The sequence below is a fragment of the Clostridium boliviensis genome (assembly GCF_033342255.1).
In the GTDB taxonomy this organism is placed as follows: Bacteria; Bacillota; Clostridia; order Lachnospirales; family Lachnospiraceae; genus Lacrimispora; species Lacrimispora boliviensis.
Genome location: NZ_JAWONS010000329.1, coordinates 430,086 through 446,924, shown reverse-complemented (window position 1 = coordinate 446,924; position 16,839 = coordinate 430,086). Strand labels below are relative to the sequence as shown.

General features: G+C 40.7%; 21 protein-coding genes. 18 read left to right on the top strand and 3 right to left on the bottom strand.

Annotation, left to right across the window (positions count from 1 at the left end):
• From RZO55_RS25745 to RZO55_RS25680, 14 genes are all read left to right on the top strand, one after another.
• Positions 1-410: manganese catalase family protein (locus RZO55_RS25745; RefSeq protein WP_318067101.1), on the top strand; the 410-nt coding region annotated here is incomplete at its 5' end.
• 103 nt (positions 411-513) lie between these two features.
• The gene (locus tag RZO55_RS25740; protein ID WP_318067100.1) at positions 514-933 is read left to right on the top strand and encodes a putative ABC transporter permease; all 420 of its coding nucleotides are present in this window, start codon (positions 514-516) and stop codon (positions 931-933) included.
• Positions 934-1,059: 126 nt separating this feature from the next.
• A complete protein-coding gene (locus tag RZO55_RS25735) occupies positions 1,060-1,269 on the top strand; it encodes a helix-turn-helix transcriptional regulator (protein WP_097003946.1) in 210 nt (69 codons plus the stop codon).
• A 336-nt stretch (positions 1,270-1,605) separates the two neighbouring features.
• Positions 1,606-1,953 carry a VOC family protein gene (locus tag RZO55_RS25730; protein ID WP_318067099.1) on the top strand — a complete coding sequence of 116 codons (348 nt, stop codon included), beginning with the start codon at positions 1,606-1,608 and terminating at the stop codon, positions 1,951-1,953.
• Between the two features lie 212 nt (positions 1,954-2,165).
• A complete protein-coding gene (locus RZO55_RS25725; protein WP_318067098.1) occupies positions 2,166-2,684 on the top strand; it encodes a GNAT family N-acetyltransferase in 519 nt (172 codons plus the stop codon).
• 200 nt (positions 2,685-2,884) lie between these two features.
• The gene (locus RZO55_RS25720) at positions 2,885-4,906 is read left to right on the top strand and encodes a cell division protein FtsA (protein ID WP_318067097.1); all 2,022 of its coding nucleotides are present in this window, start codon (positions 2,885-2,887) and stop codon (positions 4,904-4,906) included.
• Between the two features lie 11 nt (positions 4,907-4,917).
• On the top strand, positions 4,918-6,993 hold the full coding sequence (locus RZO55_RS25715; protein WP_369293261.1) for a ribonucleoside triphosphate reductase: 2,076 nt from the start codon (positions 4,918-4,920) through the stop codon (positions 6,991-6,993).
• Positions 6,994-7,074: 81 nt separating this feature from the next.
• The gene (locus RZO55_RS25710) at positions 7,075-7,356 is read left to right on the top strand and encodes a hypothetical protein (protein ID WP_318067096.1); all 282 of its coding nucleotides are present in this window, start codon (positions 7,075-7,077) and stop codon (positions 7,354-7,356) included.
• Between the two features lie 257 nt (positions 7,357-7,613).
• Positions 7,614-8,420 carry a gluconate 5-dehydrogenase gene (locus RZO55_RS25705; RefSeq protein WP_318067095.1) on the top strand — a complete coding sequence of 269 codons (807 nt, stop codon included), beginning with the start codon at positions 7,614-7,616 and terminating at the stop codon, positions 8,418-8,420.
• A 73-nt stretch (positions 8,421-8,493) separates the two neighbouring features.
• Positions 8,494-9,243, top strand: a complete 750-nt coding sequence (locus tag RZO55_RS25700; RefSeq protein ID WP_336624366.1) for a GntR family transcriptional regulator — start codon at positions 8,494-8,496, stop codon at positions 9,241-9,243.
• Complete coding sequence (locus RZO55_RS25695) at positions 9,240-10,037, top strand: DUF7402 domain-containing protein (protein ID WP_336624365.1); 798 nt, start codon at positions 9,240-9,242, stop codon at positions 10,035-10,037. Before RZO55_RS25700 ends, RZO55_RS25695 begins: the two co-directional genes overlap by 4 nt.
• Before the next feature lie 86 nt (positions 10,038-10,123).
• Positions 10,124-11,056 (top strand): type I phosphomannose isomerase catalytic subunit, encoded by a 933-nt coding sequence (locus RZO55_RS25690; protein WP_318067094.1) that lies wholly within the window; start codon positions 10,124-10,126, stop codon positions 11,054-11,056.
• A 13-nt stretch (positions 11,057-11,069) separates the two neighbouring features.
• Positions 11,070-11,954: an ROK family protein gene (locus RZO55_RS25685; RefSeq protein WP_318067093.1), complete on the top strand. Its 885-nt coding sequence runs from the start codon at positions 11,070-11,072 to the stop codon at positions 11,952-11,954.
• A 99-nt stretch (positions 11,955-12,053) separates the two neighbouring features.
• On the top strand, positions 12,054-12,347 hold the full coding sequence (locus tag RZO55_RS25680; protein ID WP_318067092.1) for a hypothetical protein: 294 nt from the start codon (positions 12,054-12,056) through the stop codon (positions 12,345-12,347).
• Positions 12,348-12,460: 113 nt separating this feature from the next.
• Here the strand turns inward: RZO55_RS25680 and RZO55_RS25675 are convergent, their stop codons facing one another.
• Positions 12,461-12,607 carry a hypothetical protein gene (locus RZO55_RS25675; RefSeq protein ID WP_318067091.1) on the bottom strand — a complete coding sequence of 49 codons (147 nt, stop codon included), beginning with the start codon at positions 12,605-12,607 and terminating at the stop codon, positions 12,461-12,463.
• A gap of 108 nt (positions 12,608-12,715) precedes the next feature.
• Between RZO55_RS25675 and RZO55_RS25670 the strand changes: the two genes are divergently transcribed.
• Complete coding sequence (locus RZO55_RS25670; RefSeq protein WP_318067090.1) at positions 12,716-12,853, top strand: hypothetical protein; 138 nt, start codon at positions 12,716-12,718, stop codon at positions 12,851-12,853.
• A 354-nt stretch (positions 12,854-13,207) separates the two neighbouring features.
• Positions 13,208-13,405: a hypothetical protein gene (locus tag RZO55_RS25665; protein WP_318067089.1), complete on the top strand. Its 198-nt coding sequence runs from the start codon at positions 13,208-13,210 to the stop codon at positions 13,403-13,405.
• Positions 13,406-13,566: 161 nt separating this feature from the next.
• On the opposite strand, the gene RZO55_RS25660 is transcribed toward RZO55_RS25665, so the two are convergent.
• Positions 13,567-13,767 (bottom strand): cold-shock protein, encoded by a 201-nt coding sequence (locus tag RZO55_RS25660; protein WP_097003956.1) that lies wholly within the window; start codon positions 13,765-13,767, stop codon positions 13,567-13,569.
• Positions 13,768-13,947: 180 nt separating this feature from the next.
• A complete protein-coding gene (locus RZO55_RS25655) occupies positions 13,948-14,553 on the bottom strand; it encodes a TetR/AcrR family transcriptional regulator (protein ID WP_318067088.1) in 606 nt (201 codons plus the stop codon).
• A gap of 200 nt (positions 14,554-14,753) precedes the next feature.
• Here RZO55_RS25655 and RZO55_RS25650 point away from each other — a divergent pair, with 200 nt between their 5' ends.
• Together RZO55_RS25650 and RZO55_RS25645 are read left to right on the top strand one after the other, a co-directional pair.
• On the top strand, positions 14,754-15,629 hold the full coding sequence (locus RZO55_RS25650; RefSeq protein ID WP_318067087.1) for an SDR family NAD(P)-dependent oxidoreductase: 876 nt from the start codon (positions 14,754-14,756) through the stop codon (positions 15,627-15,629).
• Positions 15,619-16,839 (top strand): acyltransferase family protein, encoded by a 1,221-nt coding sequence (locus RZO55_RS25645; RefSeq protein ID WP_318067086.1) that lies wholly within the window; start codon positions 15,619-15,621, stop codon positions 16,837-16,839. The genes RZO55_RS25650 and RZO55_RS25645 overlap by 11 nt, the downstream gene beginning before the upstream one ends.

The window sequence follows — 16,839 nt, the reverse complement described above, 5'->3', positions numbered from 1 at the left end:
ACCTTGAAATTGTAGCGACCATAGTTCATCAGCTGACCAGAAACTTGACCCCAGAGCAGGTAGTTGAATCTGGATTTGGTCCATACTACATTGACCATACCACTGGTATCTGGCCTCAATCTGCGGGTGGAGTTCCGTTTAATGCATGTGAATTTCAGTCCAAAGGGGATCCAATCACCGACTTGGTAGAAGATATGGCAGCAGAACAAAAAGCCAGGAGTACTTACGACAACATTTTGCGTGTAATTACTGATCCTGAAATCTGTGATCCTATCCGGTTCTTAAGGATGCGTGAAATTGTCCATTTCCAGAGATTCGGTGAAGCTCTTAGAATCACACAGGATAATCTGGACAGTAAAAACTTTTATGCATTTAATCCCAGCTTTGATATCAAAACAAAATGTAAATAGGGGTAATGATTACCCAGACATAATGAAAGAGAGCACCGATTCACTATTTGTGGGTCGGTGCTTTTTTAGATAATAGATATGTGTCTATGACTGTAGGAGGAAAATGATGAAACAGATTTTAAAATATTTATTCTTATGGTTAGTGGGGGGATTTATCTACATAGGTATGGAGGTGATTCTTCGCGGTCGTTCTCACTGGACTATGTTTACGTTAGGCGGGATTTGTTTTGTTGTCCTGGGATTGATTAATGAATGGATTCCGTGGCAGATATCCCTTTTTAAGCAAATGTTTTTTGGAATGCTTATAATCACATTCCTTGAGCTGCTTACCGGGTGTGTGGTAAATATATGGCTGGGTTGGAATGTATGGGACTACAGCGGCATGACAGGAAACATTATGGGACAGATCTGCCCTCAGTTTAGCCTGATATGGTTTTGGGTTAGTGGGGTGGGGATTATACTAGATGATTGGCTGAGGTACTGGCTGTTTAAAGAGAAGTGTCCCCGTTATACGATATTATAATAAAAATAGTTAACGTCACTGATGTGGTAGAATTTTTGCCAATGATTGCTCACAATTTCAAAAAAGTAATATATAATTGACATTTTGTATTATATATAGTAACATATGTCTGTGGAGGTGAATACTATGGGTCGAAATATTCCAATAAAAGTTGCCCGTGCCCAACTGGATCTTACACAAAAACAGTTGGCAGAAAAAGTAGGCATCTCTCGGCAGACTATGAATGCCATAGAGCAGGGTGAATACAATCCAACGATTAAATTATGCCGGGCAATTTGCCGGGTATTGGGAAAGAGTCTTGATGAATTGTTTTGGGAGGAGGAAAATAATGAATAAAAAAAGAATAATTTAGATGAGATGCAGGAACAAAAGTTCTTCGCGGCATTAACGTTTTTTGCTTACATCTATAAAAAGAGAGTGAAAAAACTTGAATCAGAAGTCGATGAGACGTCTGGTGATAGTGAGATAAAATAAGCACGACGGCATTTATTGTAAAATTAAATGCCCATAAAATGGAGGAAGCCGGCAAGATGGGGTGATCATGCCGGCTGTATGAAAAAAAGTATTATTTAAAAGGTTATTGACCTCTTTACAGTATTTAATATACTGGAAAAGTGTGATGGGATTTTGATAGTTCTGTGAAGAGTGTGTGAAAAGAGAGGGGACGGGCGTGTGAAGATTGGGGAAGTATGTTTATTTACGAATGATGTTATCCGGCTGTCAAATTTTTATAAGATGCTATTTGATATTGATAATGGGAGTAATGATAAAATTCATCAGTTTATCATCTCGGAGGAGACAACGTTGACTGTTTACAATGATGGAACAGAACGAAAAACAAACGCTCAAAACATCTGCATCGCATTTACGGTAGAGGATATAGAGTTTCAATCTAAAAGATTAAAGGCATTTGGTGTTAAAATTGTCGAACCGCCTACCTTGAGACCATGGGGGGCAAAAAACATGAGCTTTTTAGATCCAGATAATAATTTGATTGTATTTCGTTGCTTTCCTGAATAAAATAATAGCGTTAGCCTACAAAAGGGAGGAAGCCGGCAAGAGGGGGGTCCTGCCGGCTGTATGAAAAAAAGTTTTATTTAAATGTTAACCTCTTAACATTTACTACTATACTGTGGAAATGTGAAGGGATTTTGATAGATTTGTGAAGAGTCTGTGAAACGGGACAAGATCAGAGAATATAGTAGATCACTTGCTTACAAAGGAGAGGAAAGATGCGGGAATATTTTATAAAAACAAAAAGAATAGGTTTTTCGGTCTGGGCTGCTTCGGATTTGGATCTGGCAACTCAGCTATGGGGAGAAAGTGAAGTAACGAAGTACATTTGCTCCAGTGGGACATTTTCCGGGAAGGATATTTCCGACCGTCTGAATACGGAGCTCCATAATAACGAAATGTATCATTTACAATACTGGCCGTTATTTGAACTGTCAACGGGCGAACTCATCGGCTGCTGCGGCATACGCCCGTTTAAATCCGAATCACATTCCTTTGAACTGGGTTTTCACCTGCGGAAAAAATATTGGGGACAGGGGTATGCCTTAGAGGCTGCTAAGTCCGCTATAGATTACAGTTTTCGTGTCTTAAAAGCTGACAAGCTGTATGCAGGCCATCACCCACAAAATAAGGCATCAGAGAAGTTGATAACAAAATTGGGATTCCAATTGACTGGCACGGTGCTTTATAAACCAACAGGATTGTATCACCCGTTTTATGAGCTGGTGAACCAATAATGAAACCGAAATTAAGCCGATGGTTAATATTTAAAAATTAACTTTTAATCGGTAACAAATCCACCGTTTTACATATATAGACCAAATGTTTTGTATCAAAAATCTTTCTTTTTCAACAAAAGTTTCCTTTATTCGATTGACGGAGTCCTCTTATACTAGTAAAATAAAAGACAAATAGGAAAGAGGATGGGGCGTTATTTATGGATAACAGAAATAGCATTTTGACAGATACACTTCCGGATCAGGCTATTTTCGCTCTGGATATTGGAACCAGAAGCATCATTGGTATGGTAGGGATTCCGGATGGAGACAGAATACATATCGTTGCCATAGAGAGGGCCGAGCATACCAAGCGGGCAATGATTGACGGGCAGATTGAGGATATTGATCAGGTTGCAAAAATTGCCGGACAGGTAAAGGAAAGATTGGAAAAAAAGCTGGGCTGCAAACTGGTAAAGGTTTGTGTGGCAGCAGCAGGAAGAGCACTGAGAACAGAAAGTGTAACCTTTGAGATGGAGCTTGCCAGAGCACAAAAAATTGATGCAGAATCCGTCAGCAGACTGGAAGCAGGAGCCATCAGCGAGGCGGAAAAGCAGTTCATGAACCGAGAAGGCCGGGATAATGAGCGTCAGTTTTATCTGGTTGGCTATACTGTAAGCAGATATTTTTTGGATAATTACATGATTTCCAATTTACTTGAACACCACGGAAGGGTCTTGAAGGCAGATATTATTGCAACTTTTCTTCCCACTGAGGTTGTTGAAAGCCTTTATGCAGCCATGCATAAGATCGGTCTGGAAGTGGCGAGTCTTACTTTGGAGCCAATTGCAGCTATTAATGCGGCAATTCCGCAGAATATCCGCCTGTTAAACCTGGCTATGGTAGATATCGGTGCGGGTACCTCAGATATTGCTGTTTGCCGGGATGGGAGCGTAACCGGTTATACCATGGCGATACTTGCAGGAGATGAGATTACGGAATCAATTATGAAAGAATACCTGGTGGACTTCACAACTGCGGAAAAAATTAAGTCCCGGATCGATGAAGCAGAAGAACTGAAGTTTACGGATATTCTCGGATTTGAGCAGACAATTACCAGGGAAGCAGTCTTTGGCAGTATCAAAGAGGCTTCTTACAGACTTTGCCAGGAGATTTCTGAAAAGATTCTGGAGGTTAACGGCGGTATGCCGTCGGCAGTTTTTCTGGCAGGCGGCGGCAGCAGGCTGTCCGGACTGAAAGAGGGAATCGTGGAACATTTAAAAATTGATGCCAAGCGTGTTGCAATTGCAGGCAATAATTTTAAAATCAATGCTTATTCTGATGAATATGATCTGGAGAATCCGGAGTATGCCACCCCTTTAGGAATTGTTATTTCTGCTGGATTTAATATTGTCAATGATGGTTTCCGGGTTATTTTAAATGACCGGCCTGCAAAGCTTTTCCGCGGCGGGACCTTTACAGTTATGGATGTATTAATGATGAACGGTTATAACTACCAGGATATGATCGGTCGTTCCGGTCAGAATCTGGTTGTCAGTGTAAATGGAAAACGAACTGTTTTTTACGGAGAGAAGGCGGAACCATCTGTTCTCACGCTAAATGGAGAGGAAGCACAGCTTTCTGATCAGGTAAGTGCGGAGGACTGGATTGTGTTTGTTCCTGCCAGTCACGGAAAAAGCGCCTCTGCCATGCTTTCTGATATCGAAAAACCAGGATCTGGAAAGAAGATTCTGGTTAATGGAATCGAGGCAAAGGAGGAGGTTTCGTTAAAAACCGGTGATAGTATTATAATAGAAACTGTTCAGGCGAAAGAAGATCTGGCGGAGCAGGTTTTATTTGATAACACGGATGAAGAGCAGGAGCAGTTTGATGAGCCCGCTCCTGCACCTCAGAATGTACCTGGAATTCTAATTCCTCCGGCTCAGATGGTATCCACAGGCATAAAGCTTGATCAGCGGCATCCACAGGACTCCGTTCAACCGGAAACTGCCTTCCATAAAAGCGATGGGAAAATCACATTTTTCTTAAACGACAAACCAATTACACTCCCTGTGAAAGCGGACCAGCGTCCCTATTATCTGATGGATATGCTGGAATATTCCGGTCTTGATTTTAAGAATCTTACAGGACGGGTAGTATTGGAAGTAAATGGAGAAAGCGGATATTTCCAGCAGGAATTAAAAAGCAGAGACCGTATCCTGATTTATCAGGTAAACGAATAAAAGGGGTGTGTATGGGCGTGTTAAATGTAGTAAAAAGGGATGGAACGGTCACTGGATTTGAATTATCCAAGATCGAGGCGGCGATTAAAAAAGCCTTTGAAGCCACTGGCAAGTATTATACTGACAGCATCGTAGAACTTCTGGCTTTAAGAGTCGCTTCAGATTTTAAGAATAAGGTCCAGACAGAGAGCATCCCTGTGGAAGATATCCAGGACAGTGTGGAAAAGGTTCTGGAGGAAACAGGCTATATAGAAGTGGCAAAAGCTTACATCCTTTACCGGAAACAGAGGGAAAAGATAAGAAACTTAGGCAGCACTACACTGGATTATAAGGATGTTGTGGACCAATATGTGAAAGTCGAGAACTGGCATGTGAAAGAAAACTCCACGGTTACCTATTCCGTAGGCGGTCTTATCCTGAATAATTCCGGAGCGGTTACTACAAATTACTGGCTTTCAGAAATCTATGACAAGGAGATTGCAGACGCGCATAATCATGGAGAGATACATATCCATGATCTTTCCATGCTGACCGGTTACAGCTGCGGATGGTCATTAAAGAGGCTTCTTCTTGACGGTCTGGGAGGAATCAGTGGAAAGATAACAGCTTCACCAGCGAAGCATTTGGCGACGCTGTGTAATCAGATGGTGAATTTTCTCGGTATCATGCAGAATGAGTGGGCGGCTTCCCAGTCGTTTTCATCCTTTGATACATATCTGGCTCCCTTTGTGAGAACAGATGGACTGACTTATGACAAAGTGAAAAAATGCATGGAAGCCTTTGTATTTGGAGTTAATACTCCAAGCCGCTGGGGAACGCAGGCTCCATTTTCCCATATCTCCCTTGATTTAACCGTGCCGGAGGATATGAAATCCCAAAAAGCCATTGCAGGCGGTAGATATATGGATTTTACCTATGGAGACTGCCAGGCGGAGATGGATATGATAAACCGTGCTTTTTTAGAAACGATGCTGGAGGGAGATGCCGGAGGAATGGGATTTCAGTATCCGATTCCCGTTTTATCAATATCAGAAGCGTTTGACTGGTCTGATTCGGAAAGAAACCGTCTATTATTTACACTGGCATCCCATTATGGCACTCCCTACTTTTCTAATTATGTAAATGGTAATCTTTTCCAGGGAGATGTACGGGCTTATATTTCAGGCAATGTCCCGGATTTAACGAAACTGCGTAATAAGGCAGGTGGTTTTTTCGGATATGGGGAGCATACCGGTTCCATTGGAGTGGTTACTCTTAATCTTCCCAGAATAGCATATTCAGCTTCTGACGAAGCTGATTTTTACCGCCGCCTGGACCGGATTGCAGACCTGGCAGCCAGGTCTCTTGATATTAAGCGAAAGGTTATTTCCAGACTCCTGGATAACGGTCTTTACCCTTATACAGTATGTTATCTGGAAAACTTCACTAATCATTTCTCATCAATTGGTATTGTAGGTATGAATGAGGCGGGGAATAATGCGTGCTGGCTGGGCGCGGGTATGGAATCGGAGAAGACCCAGGCCTTTGCAGTACAGGTGATGGGACATTTAAAGGAAAAACTGATTGGGTACCAGATGCAGTATAAAAGCCTGTTCAGTCTTGAAGCAACGCCCGCAGAATCAGCGACATACCGGCTTGCTTTGATTGACCGGGAAGAGTTTCCGGAAATCATAACTGCAAGTAAAAATTCCAGAACCCCTTATTACACCAACAGTACTAAGCTCGCAGCGGACTGGGGCGGAAGTCTTTCGGATGCTTTGAATAATCAGAATAAGGTACAGCCGCTCTATACGGCGGGTACAGTATTCTCTGTCTATATGGAAAAGGAGGAAGATGATTACAGGACTGTCAGAGATGCATTAAAGAATATGACAGACCAGTATAAAATCCCTTATTTTACATTTACTCCAGTTTATTCTGTCTGCCAGAACTGCGGTTATCTGCCCGGAAAGCATGAGATCTGTTCCAACTGCGGGAGTCAGACAGATATTTACAGCAGAATTGCCGGTTACTACCGCCCGGTAAGTGACTGGAATGAAGGCAGGGCTGAGGAGTTTAAGAACAGAAAAATGATGACTCTGGAATAAGGATTTTTCTTATTTTAACTCACAAATGAAAGCTAAGGGCATAAGATATACTACGAACTGATTAATTAGGAGTATATAAAAATGAGTTGGAATAATGGATGTAATTGTAATTGTAATTGCCCGAGTGGAAATAGTAATGCGAATAATTGTAATACCAGCTGCAACAACAAATGCAGCGATGTCAGCGATGCGACAACCGGAAATGGCAGCATGAATATGTGCTATCGCCAGGGGTATGCATGTGGTTTTAAAGATGGTTATGAAACCGGATTCCGTGATGGATTCTGGAGTGCAAACGGATGTGGAAGAACCTATGGCTCCTCCGTCATGGGGACTACAGATTCAAGCTGCGGTTGCAAATAATGCATTATAAAAAAGTTCCGATTTTCATTTAATGAAGACCGGAACTTTTTTATTTATGGGTAACCCCAGTATTTGGAAAATTATAACTAAATAAAAATAGTCCACTTTGTCTAATATGTATATTGAAAAAATATTTACACTATGTTAGCATAAATACAAGTCATTGAATTTGTATACAAACTTTTATGTTTGAATACAAACCAATTATCTAATGACGAAATAACTGACCCAAATAAAAGCAAAGGAGAATCACGATTATGGATAACTTTACAAAGCAGTTTGCTCTTGAAGGAAAAGTAGCACTTGTAACAGGCGCTTCTTATGGTATTGGCTTTGCCATTGCAAAGTCTCTTGCAGCAGCTGGTGCTACCATTGTTTTTAATGATATTAAGCAGGAATTAGTGGACAAAGGTATTGCAGCTTACAAGGAAGAAGGCATTACTGCTCACGGATATGTATGTGATGTAACCAGTGAAGAAGGCGTGAATGCCATGGTTGCACAGATTGAAAAGGAAGTAGGCGTGATCGACATCCTGGTAAATAACGCAGGTATCATTAAGCGTATTCCTATGTGTGATATGACAGCAGAACAGTTCAGACAGGTAATTGATGTCGATTTAAATGCACCGTTTATCGTAGCAAAAGCAGTGATCCCATCAATGATTAAAAAAGGACACGGAAAGATCATTAACATTTGCTCCATGATGTCTGAACTTGGCCGTGAAACTGTATCTGCTTATGCAGCTGCTAAGGGCGGATTGAAGATGCTGACAAAGAACATTGCTTCTGAGTATGGCGAATTTAACATCCAGTGTAACGGTATCGGACCAGGATATATTGCCACACCACAGACTGCACCTCTGCGCGAGGTTCAGGCAGATGGTTCCAGACATCCGTTTGACCAGTTCATTATTGCTAAGACACCGGCAGGACGCTGGGGTGAGGCTGAGGATCTTGCAGGTCCTGCAGTATTCCTTTCTTCTGACGCTTCAAACTTTGTCAATGGACATATTCTCTATGTTGACGGCGGTATTTTAGCTTACATTGGTAAACAGCCACAGTAATTGTATGCCCTTACAGGGAAGTCCCGGATGGGATAAACATGGCCATGATGCCCGCCCTTAAAAGGCGGGAGTCATGGCATCTTTTATATTTGTAAATTTAGAGGATGGAGAGGGTTCCATGGAAGGAAAAACCAAGACCTATAGAAACCGTGGCGAATTGGTATTTGAAACGTTAAAACAGGAAATTCTGGATCTGGAATTAAAGCCTGGTCAGATCATAAGCGAGAGTGAGATCTGCGAGCGGTTTGGTGTATCGCGGACCCCTGTAAGAGAAGCGGTAAGAAAGCTGCAGGAACAGGGGTTTGTCATTTCCGTACCTTATTCCGGTACGCAGGTCACGCTTCTTAATCTGGACACCATTAAACAGATGATTTATATGCGTGTTGCTGTAGAAACCATGGTTATGCGTGATTTTGCCAATATGGCCACTCCATTATGGATGGAAGATGTCCGGTATATGATTCGAAAGCAGCAGGCACTCATCCTGGAGAAAGGATTCGAACCGGAGCAGTTTTACCGCATGGATGCTCAGATGCATGCAATCTGGTACAGGGCGACTGGAAAAAGAAAGCTTTGGGATATGATACAGGCACAACAGCTGCATTATACCAGATTCCGTATGTTGGATTTTGTGACGGAAACAGATTTTACAAGAATTATAAGAGAACATACGGAGCTTTTTGAATTACTGGAAAAAAAGGATATTGAAGGTCTGGAGCAATCCCTCAGAGAGCATTTAACTTACAGTATGAAGCGCATGAAGCACCAGATTGAAGTAGAGTATAAAAACTATTTTGAACAGGAAGAGCAGGAGGACGAATGATGACAAATGTATCCATAACTGTAAAGGGATCCAGTGATACCATAAAGGCTGTTGCATCAGGAGAAGATCAGGCGGTTCTGGTGTATGAAGGCATCTACGAGGAAGGCGATCTTATTGTCTGCAGTACAGATCAGCCGGGTGGCCACTACGTAATCAGGATCGATGACTGTATGGATGAATCCTTTGTTTATCTGACAAAGCCGGAGGTGATTTTTACCATCCCATTTGGTGATAAAAAGGTTTCTTACAATCCCAGGGCATTTACCGGTACAAGGCATTATCTTACCATTCGAAAAGCAAAAGAGTGGGAGATATTAAAATACCGTAACCTGGCTGTTAATGTGATGGACCAGCATGGTGATACCGGCTGCTATCCACATGCCTATGCGAATGTGGAAACAAGAGGTGAGGCTGTATTTGCGGCACGTAATGCCATAGACGGAGTTATTGCCAATGAATCCCATGGAGAATGGCCTTACGAGTCCTGGGGTATCAACCGCCAGGCTGATGCGGAAATCACCCTGGATTTTGGACGCAGAGTGGAATTTGACCGGATTGTATTATATACACGGGCTGACTTTCCTCACGATAACTGGTGGGTGGAGGCAACCATCACATTCTCGGACGGAACGAAAGAGGTTGTGAAAATGGAAAAGAGCGTAAAACCACATGTATTTTCATTGGAAAAGAAAAATATTACCTGGCTGAAACTGAGTCATTTAATAAAAGCAGATGATCCCTCCCCATTCCCGGCACTTACCCAGATCCAGGTATATGGAAAAGATTCTCTGTAACTTCAATTACCTCTTTTCCTTTTCCTGATATTCATGTAAAATATAGGAAGTAAGCATACAGGGTTGACACATAAGGAGGAAGAGCGATGGAGTTTTTATTTCTGGAACCGGTTTTTAAGGAAGCCATCTGGGGCGGTATTAAGCTGCGGGAGGTATTCGGATATGATATACCAAGCGAAACTACAGGAGAATGCTGGGCAGTAAGTGCTCATAATAATGGTAAATGCCGGATTGCCGGCGGCATCTTTGACGGTAAACTTTTAAGTAGTTTATGGAAGGATAAACCGGATTTTTTTGGTTTTTATCCGGGGGACGAGTTTCCTCTTCTGGTAAAGATCATTGATGCAAAGAATGATTTAAGCATTCAGGTACACCCAGATGACAGCTATGCGAAAATTCACGAGAATGGCTCGTTGGGAAAGACTGAATGCTGGTATATTCTGGACTGTGAGCCAGGTACTGAAATTGTCATCGGCCATCATGCCAAAGACCGGGATGAGATGGAATTCATGATAAGAAACCGTCAGTGGTCGGAGTTTATCCGGACAGTCCCCATAAAGAAAGGCGATTTTTTCCAGATTAATCCTGGCTGTGTTCACGCAATCAAAGGTGGAACCTTAATCCTTGAGACTCAGCAGAGCAGTGATATCACGTATCGTGTTTATGATTATGACCGCCTGTCAGGCGGAAAACCAAGGCAGCTTCATGTGGAACAGAGTATTGCTACGATCAGGGCACCATTTAAAGATACTGAAGTAGCAACTGTTACAGAGAAACTATCCGGAGCTGAGCATACGCATTTAATAACCTGTAAGTATTATTCTGTAGACAAGTATGAGATTGAAGGGGTGTTTACAAAAGAATTTTCCAGGTATTTTACCAATGTCAGTGTAATAAGCGGCAAAGGCTGCATCAATGGAATACCATTGGAAGCAGGGCAGAATTTTATTATACCGGCAAAGAGCGGAGAGTGCAGATTTGAGGGAACGATGTCCGTCATCTGCTCCAATCCGGAATAAAGGAGGAGAAGCTATGAGATTGGGTGCATTAGAAGCAGGAGGCACAAAGATGGTTTGTGCTATTGGCAATGAGAACGGCGAGATTTTTGAACGTGTTTCCATACCAACGGAAACACCTGAGATTACCATGCCCAAGTTGATTGCATATTTTTTGAATAAGGAAATCGAAGCACTGGGGATCGGCTGTTTCGGTCCTGTTGATCTTAATAGAAATTCAGATACGTATGGCTACATCACCACAACGCCAAAGCTTGCATGGCTGAATTTCGATATTGTGGGCACATTTAAAGAGGCTTTAAATGTGCCGGTGGGATTTGATACCGATGTCAATGGTTCTGCCCTCGGTGAGGCTACCTGGGGTATCACAAAGGGGCTTGAGAACAGTATGTATATCACCATCGGAACAGGCGTGGGAGCAGGCATTATCAGCAATGGAAAGCTGCTTCACGGTATGCTTCATCCGGAGGGTGGACATCTTCTTCTTTCCAGGCACCCGGAGGATGCCTTTGAGGGAACGTGTCCATATCACAATAACTGTCTGGAAGGAATGGCAGCAGGACCTGCTATTGAGGCAAGATGGGGAATGAAGGGGGCACAGCTGGCAGACAGAAAAGAAGTATGGGAGCTGGAGGCTTACTATATTGCTCAGGCGCTTGTGGATTATATCATGGTATTGTCTCCCCAGCGTATTATACTTGGGGGCGGTGTCATGCACCAGGAACATTTGTTGCCGTTGGTAAGAGAAGAAGTAGCACGTCAGCTGGGCGGTTATATCAAGACAAAAGAGCTTGAGGATATGGAGCATTATATTGTTTTACCGAGCCTGAATGACAACCAGGGAATTATGGGCGCACTGAAACTTGCAGTCGAAGAATACAAACTGGAAAACATAGGATAATTGCCAATTTTCTCCTAGTGTAATTCCAATTTATGTATGTTATGATACATTTTGTAAAAGAAATGTAACAATTATGTAACATATAAGGAGGATATTACCATGAGAAAATTACCAGCACTTGTTTTAGCAGCAGCAACTGTATTAACCGTAGCAGGTGTCCCAATGACCGCACAGGCAGCAACCTGTTCCAGATCTTTACCAAACTGTTATTCATCATCTGACTGCTATAATTCATACTGCTATGGTCAGTCTTTAAACAGTCTGTTAAGCCAATATGGATGCAGCAATGGAAATAGCTCTAACTGCAGCAATAGCGGTCAAAAAGGCGCAACTTACAATTCCAGAAGCAACTGTAATTTCGGTCAGTTTTCTTCTTTCAGAAGCTGCAGATAATTGAAAATAATTTTTTCATGGGTCGTACCTCAGGGGGCGGCCCTTATTTTTGCTTCTTTCTTAGACAGTAAACAGCCACAGGCCATTGCGGTCTGTGGCTGCCAGTGAAGGGATTAGCTCCCTTCATTTACGATTTCCTCCAGAACGCGGATGAGATCGTGAATGGTGTTAATCTGCACATTTCGTTCCAGGATCTCGTTTTTTAAATCAACGGAGAGCGTTTCAAATTTTGCCTGGACTGCAGGAGCTATATATGACATTTTTATCACCTCATAATTAGAATGTACCAGGTGGAATTAATTATGCATTTTAATCAAAACCGTATAAAAATCAAATGCTGCTGACATATTAGGGATGAGGTGAGATGAATGTCAAAGGATAATACGAGAAAAACCAATTCTGTGAATCATAATCCGGAAGAAAAAGGGAAAATTGAGAATCAGAATCAGACCCATAATTCCCGCAGGGAAGGTATGGGACCGAATACCAAAAGAAGACCAGAATAGTAAAAAGGGCGAAAACCAGGATGCGTTGGTCTTCGCCCTGCTGAGGTTTCATACTTATGATCGGGCAGTTTACAGAACTCATCATCATCAACCGGAAATACAATATCTGACAGCGCGGAAAAATGAGTTGTTTAACATTGGTAAGGCGGTTATGCGGCAGTTTGCGCTCGTATTTGAAACTTCCGTTATTGTTTTGATATCTTGTTCTGTAATAGTAATATATGCATGTTCTTATATTGTGTGAACAAGCGGAAATGTCTCACGACAGCCTTACCAATCGAATAAACCCACCGATTCACATCTTGTCTTAATGCACCATATAATACATTACAGTATATAAAGGGGGTATGAAACATGGGATGCTTTTGGGGTTGTGGAAACAGATGCAGCAACAACTGTAATTGGAATTGCAACGGTAATGACAATGATGAAGTAGACTGCTCAGAGGAAGTAAGAAGAGCTTACTGGGCTGGTTATAGAGCTGGATGTAATGATCCTCGGTGCCATAATAATTTTGACAATGATTATTATGATGATTGTGGATGTAATTAATTTTTAAATTAGCGGTATATTTAATAATTAATATAATTTAATTTATGAACAAATAGTTTGAGCCAGCAGGGAATATAAAATAAACCCTGCTGGCTTAGCTGTAACAAATAAAAATATCTCTGACTTTTTATAATACAGACGGCTGCTATATCTGTATGAAATTAAGCGACGTGAACATTTACAGCCTGAAGACCGCGGTTACCATCGATTGTTTCGAAAACAACAGACTGTCCGTCCTCTAAAGACTTGAAACCTTCCATAGCAAGACCAGAGAAATGAACGAAAATATCGTTGCCTTCTTCATCACAGATGAAACCAAAACCCTTTTGTGCGTTAAACCATTTTACTGTACCTTTTTTCATGAAAAGATACCTCCTTAAATAATTATTCTGTATTCTGCTTAAAACTAAAAATCGCATATACTTGTAAACCATCAATAGAATAATGACTTACAAATATATGCGAAATCAAAACTTTATTAAAATACTTGCTTAGTTTATCACATAATAAATGAAATGTCAATAAAAAAAATACCAAGATTTCTATGGAGTCAGTCCATGCCGCATAAATAATACATATTTTTCCAGTATATCTGTAATATCCTGTAAATCGTGATCCATGTCCTGAAAAAAAATGGTTTCAAATTCCAGAAATAAATGATGCATTAATTTGATTGTAAATTCAACGGGATATTGGTTGTTAATTTCGCCTTTTTGGTAAGCCTTTTTAATCATTTCATCCAGAATATCCGGATCAGACGACTCAATATGCTTCAATACTGTCCTATAGATGGGGTTCCCTTTTTCTTTCTGAAACATCCGTCCTAATTTATAATACTGAGGGTACTCTTTGGCGAATCTCATGCTTGCTTTTGCCTGAGAGATAAATCTGTCGAAAATATCCTGAGTATAAAAATTCTCGTTATCTGTATGCGACTTTATATACTGCCATTTTTTTGTGAAAGAGTCCTCAAGAAGAGCGAGATAGAGTGATTCCTTGTTTTGAAAATGATAATAGAAAACACCTTTGCTGAGTTTGGCATTTTTAATAATTGTATTTAAAGAAGCTTTCTCATAATCCTTATCTGTAAACTCTTCAAGTGCTGCAGCCATCAGCTGATCTTTCCGTTCAAAAGTCTTCGGATTCATAGTTACCTCCAATGATATTAGTAAGTGATTCGATTATATCACAGAATAAATGGATTAACAGGCATAAATATGGCATTTGTTCCACAGTATAATTTTCAGACAGAGTAAAATTAGTTGACAGCGCGATGTGACAGTGTTATATTTAATACATAGACCACGTGGTCTATTGAGCCGGTTCAATGATTCAGTGAGGTGATTATATGGAGAAAATATGTTTGATTACTGGAGGGAATGCCGGGATAGGCAGAGAAGCAGCCATACAGATAGCAAAACAGGGGTTTCGTGTAATAATTGGCTGCAGAAATTTATTCAGAGGCGAAGCGGCTCTTGCGTATATCAAAGAAAGAAGCCAGTCTGATGCAATTAGCTTGGTAACAGTGGATATGAGTCTCTTTCAGTCTGTTCGTGATTGCTCCGACTATCTGTATGATCATTTTGATCATATCGATGTATTGATTCATAATGCAGCAATTTTTGATATATCTCAAAAGAAAGCACAATACACATCAGAAGGCTATGAAACGGTCTGGATGACCAATCATATCGGACCTGTATATTTAACGCAGCAGCTCCAGGATATGATGGAAAAGAGTGACGACGGACGCATTATTACCATTGCCTCAAAAGGTCTGTTGGCAATGCCTGGTTTAAAAGTTAATATAGAGGATCCGGAATTCCGGAGAAGAAAATTTTCTGTAGCAAAAGCATATTATCAGTCAAAACTGGCTCAGATTATGTTTACGTATTGGCTTTCGGATCAATGGAAGGAAAAGAAAATATCGGTCAATTCCATCAGAGTTACGGCAGTAAGAGTGGACTTAAGTCGTCATCCCGATATATCTGCATTTCAGAGATTTGCTTACAGTATAAAGAGTAAGAAAGCAATTGAGCCTGATCGTATGGCAGAAACTTATACTTATCTGGCAACGGATCCTGCATTAAAACATGTCACAGGTAAGTATTTCGATGAAAACTGCCAGATGATCTATTCTGGCAATTACACCAATGATAAAGCGTGTATAGAACAGGTGATGCAGTTAACAATGAATTTTATTGATAGAGAAAATGAATGTTAATAGAGACAGGAGTATTGATTATTTCAGAGCCTTTTTAATGTTGCTTGTAGTCTGGCATCATGCCACATTAGCTTATAGTATTACGGGATCTGGAGTGTTGATAACTGACAGTGACAAATTTGCAGGGTTTGTTCTTATTGCGCTGTATAATGATTCCTTTTTTATGTTTTCCTTTTTCTTTGTATCAGGGCTGTTTTCTTATAAGGCTCTGTTAAAGAAGGGCGCGGTTGAATATCTGGAGGAACGATTGCTGCGGCTCATGCTGCCATTTGCCTTTGGAACATTATTCATTAATCCGGTTGCACATTATTTTAGTTTTATTAAAAGGGAAAACACTGTATTTTCAATGACTGGATATATTCGGTATCTGGTCGAGAATTTTGGAAGAACGGAAGCGAATCATCTTTGGTTTTTGTGGGTACTTTTTCTGTTTTCCATCATCCTGGTATTATATGAGCGATCAAAGCGATTAATGAACCTTGATTTTAGAGTTAATCAGGAAAAGTATGTAGCGAATGCTTATCGTTTTACAATTATTATGCTGGCAGCTGGCTTAATTCTATTCCTTCCGTTACGTAATATTGCAGAGGGAGGTTTTGCAACACTGATTAAACCATTTAATATGCAGGTCTCACGAATCCTGTTGTATTTTTTATACTTTGCAGCTGGAAATGTAATCGGTATGTATGGAATGAAAAATAGTTTTTTATATCATGATAAATTCCGTAATAAATGGTGGATTTTTCTTTTGCTTTCCTTTGGTTTTACAGGTTTAAATATTGTGATACATGTTTTCGGGGAAACAATGTCAGATGGTCTGTTTAAAAGCATTGTCTTAATTGTTGAACAAAGTATGATTGTAGTTATCAGTCTGCTTTCTCTTTATGGATTTATGAGTTTATTTACTTCCTATATAAAAGGAAATAGTATAATCATGAATGTGCTGGCAGATGAAGCCATGGGTATTTATGTGATTCATTATGCTGTTGTTACTGTAATTCAATATGTAGTTTCATTTGTAGTTTTTTCTGCTATTGCAAAAGGGGTATTTTCAGCTTCTGTAACAATCATAATTTCATTGGTGCTTGTTAAATTACTGAAGAAGGTACCTGTGATTGGTACAATTTTTGGAAAAGCCTGTGAACCCGCATATCGTAAGGCACTGATTGTCATGACATTAATCATGGTATTTCTCTTAATGTATCTGTAG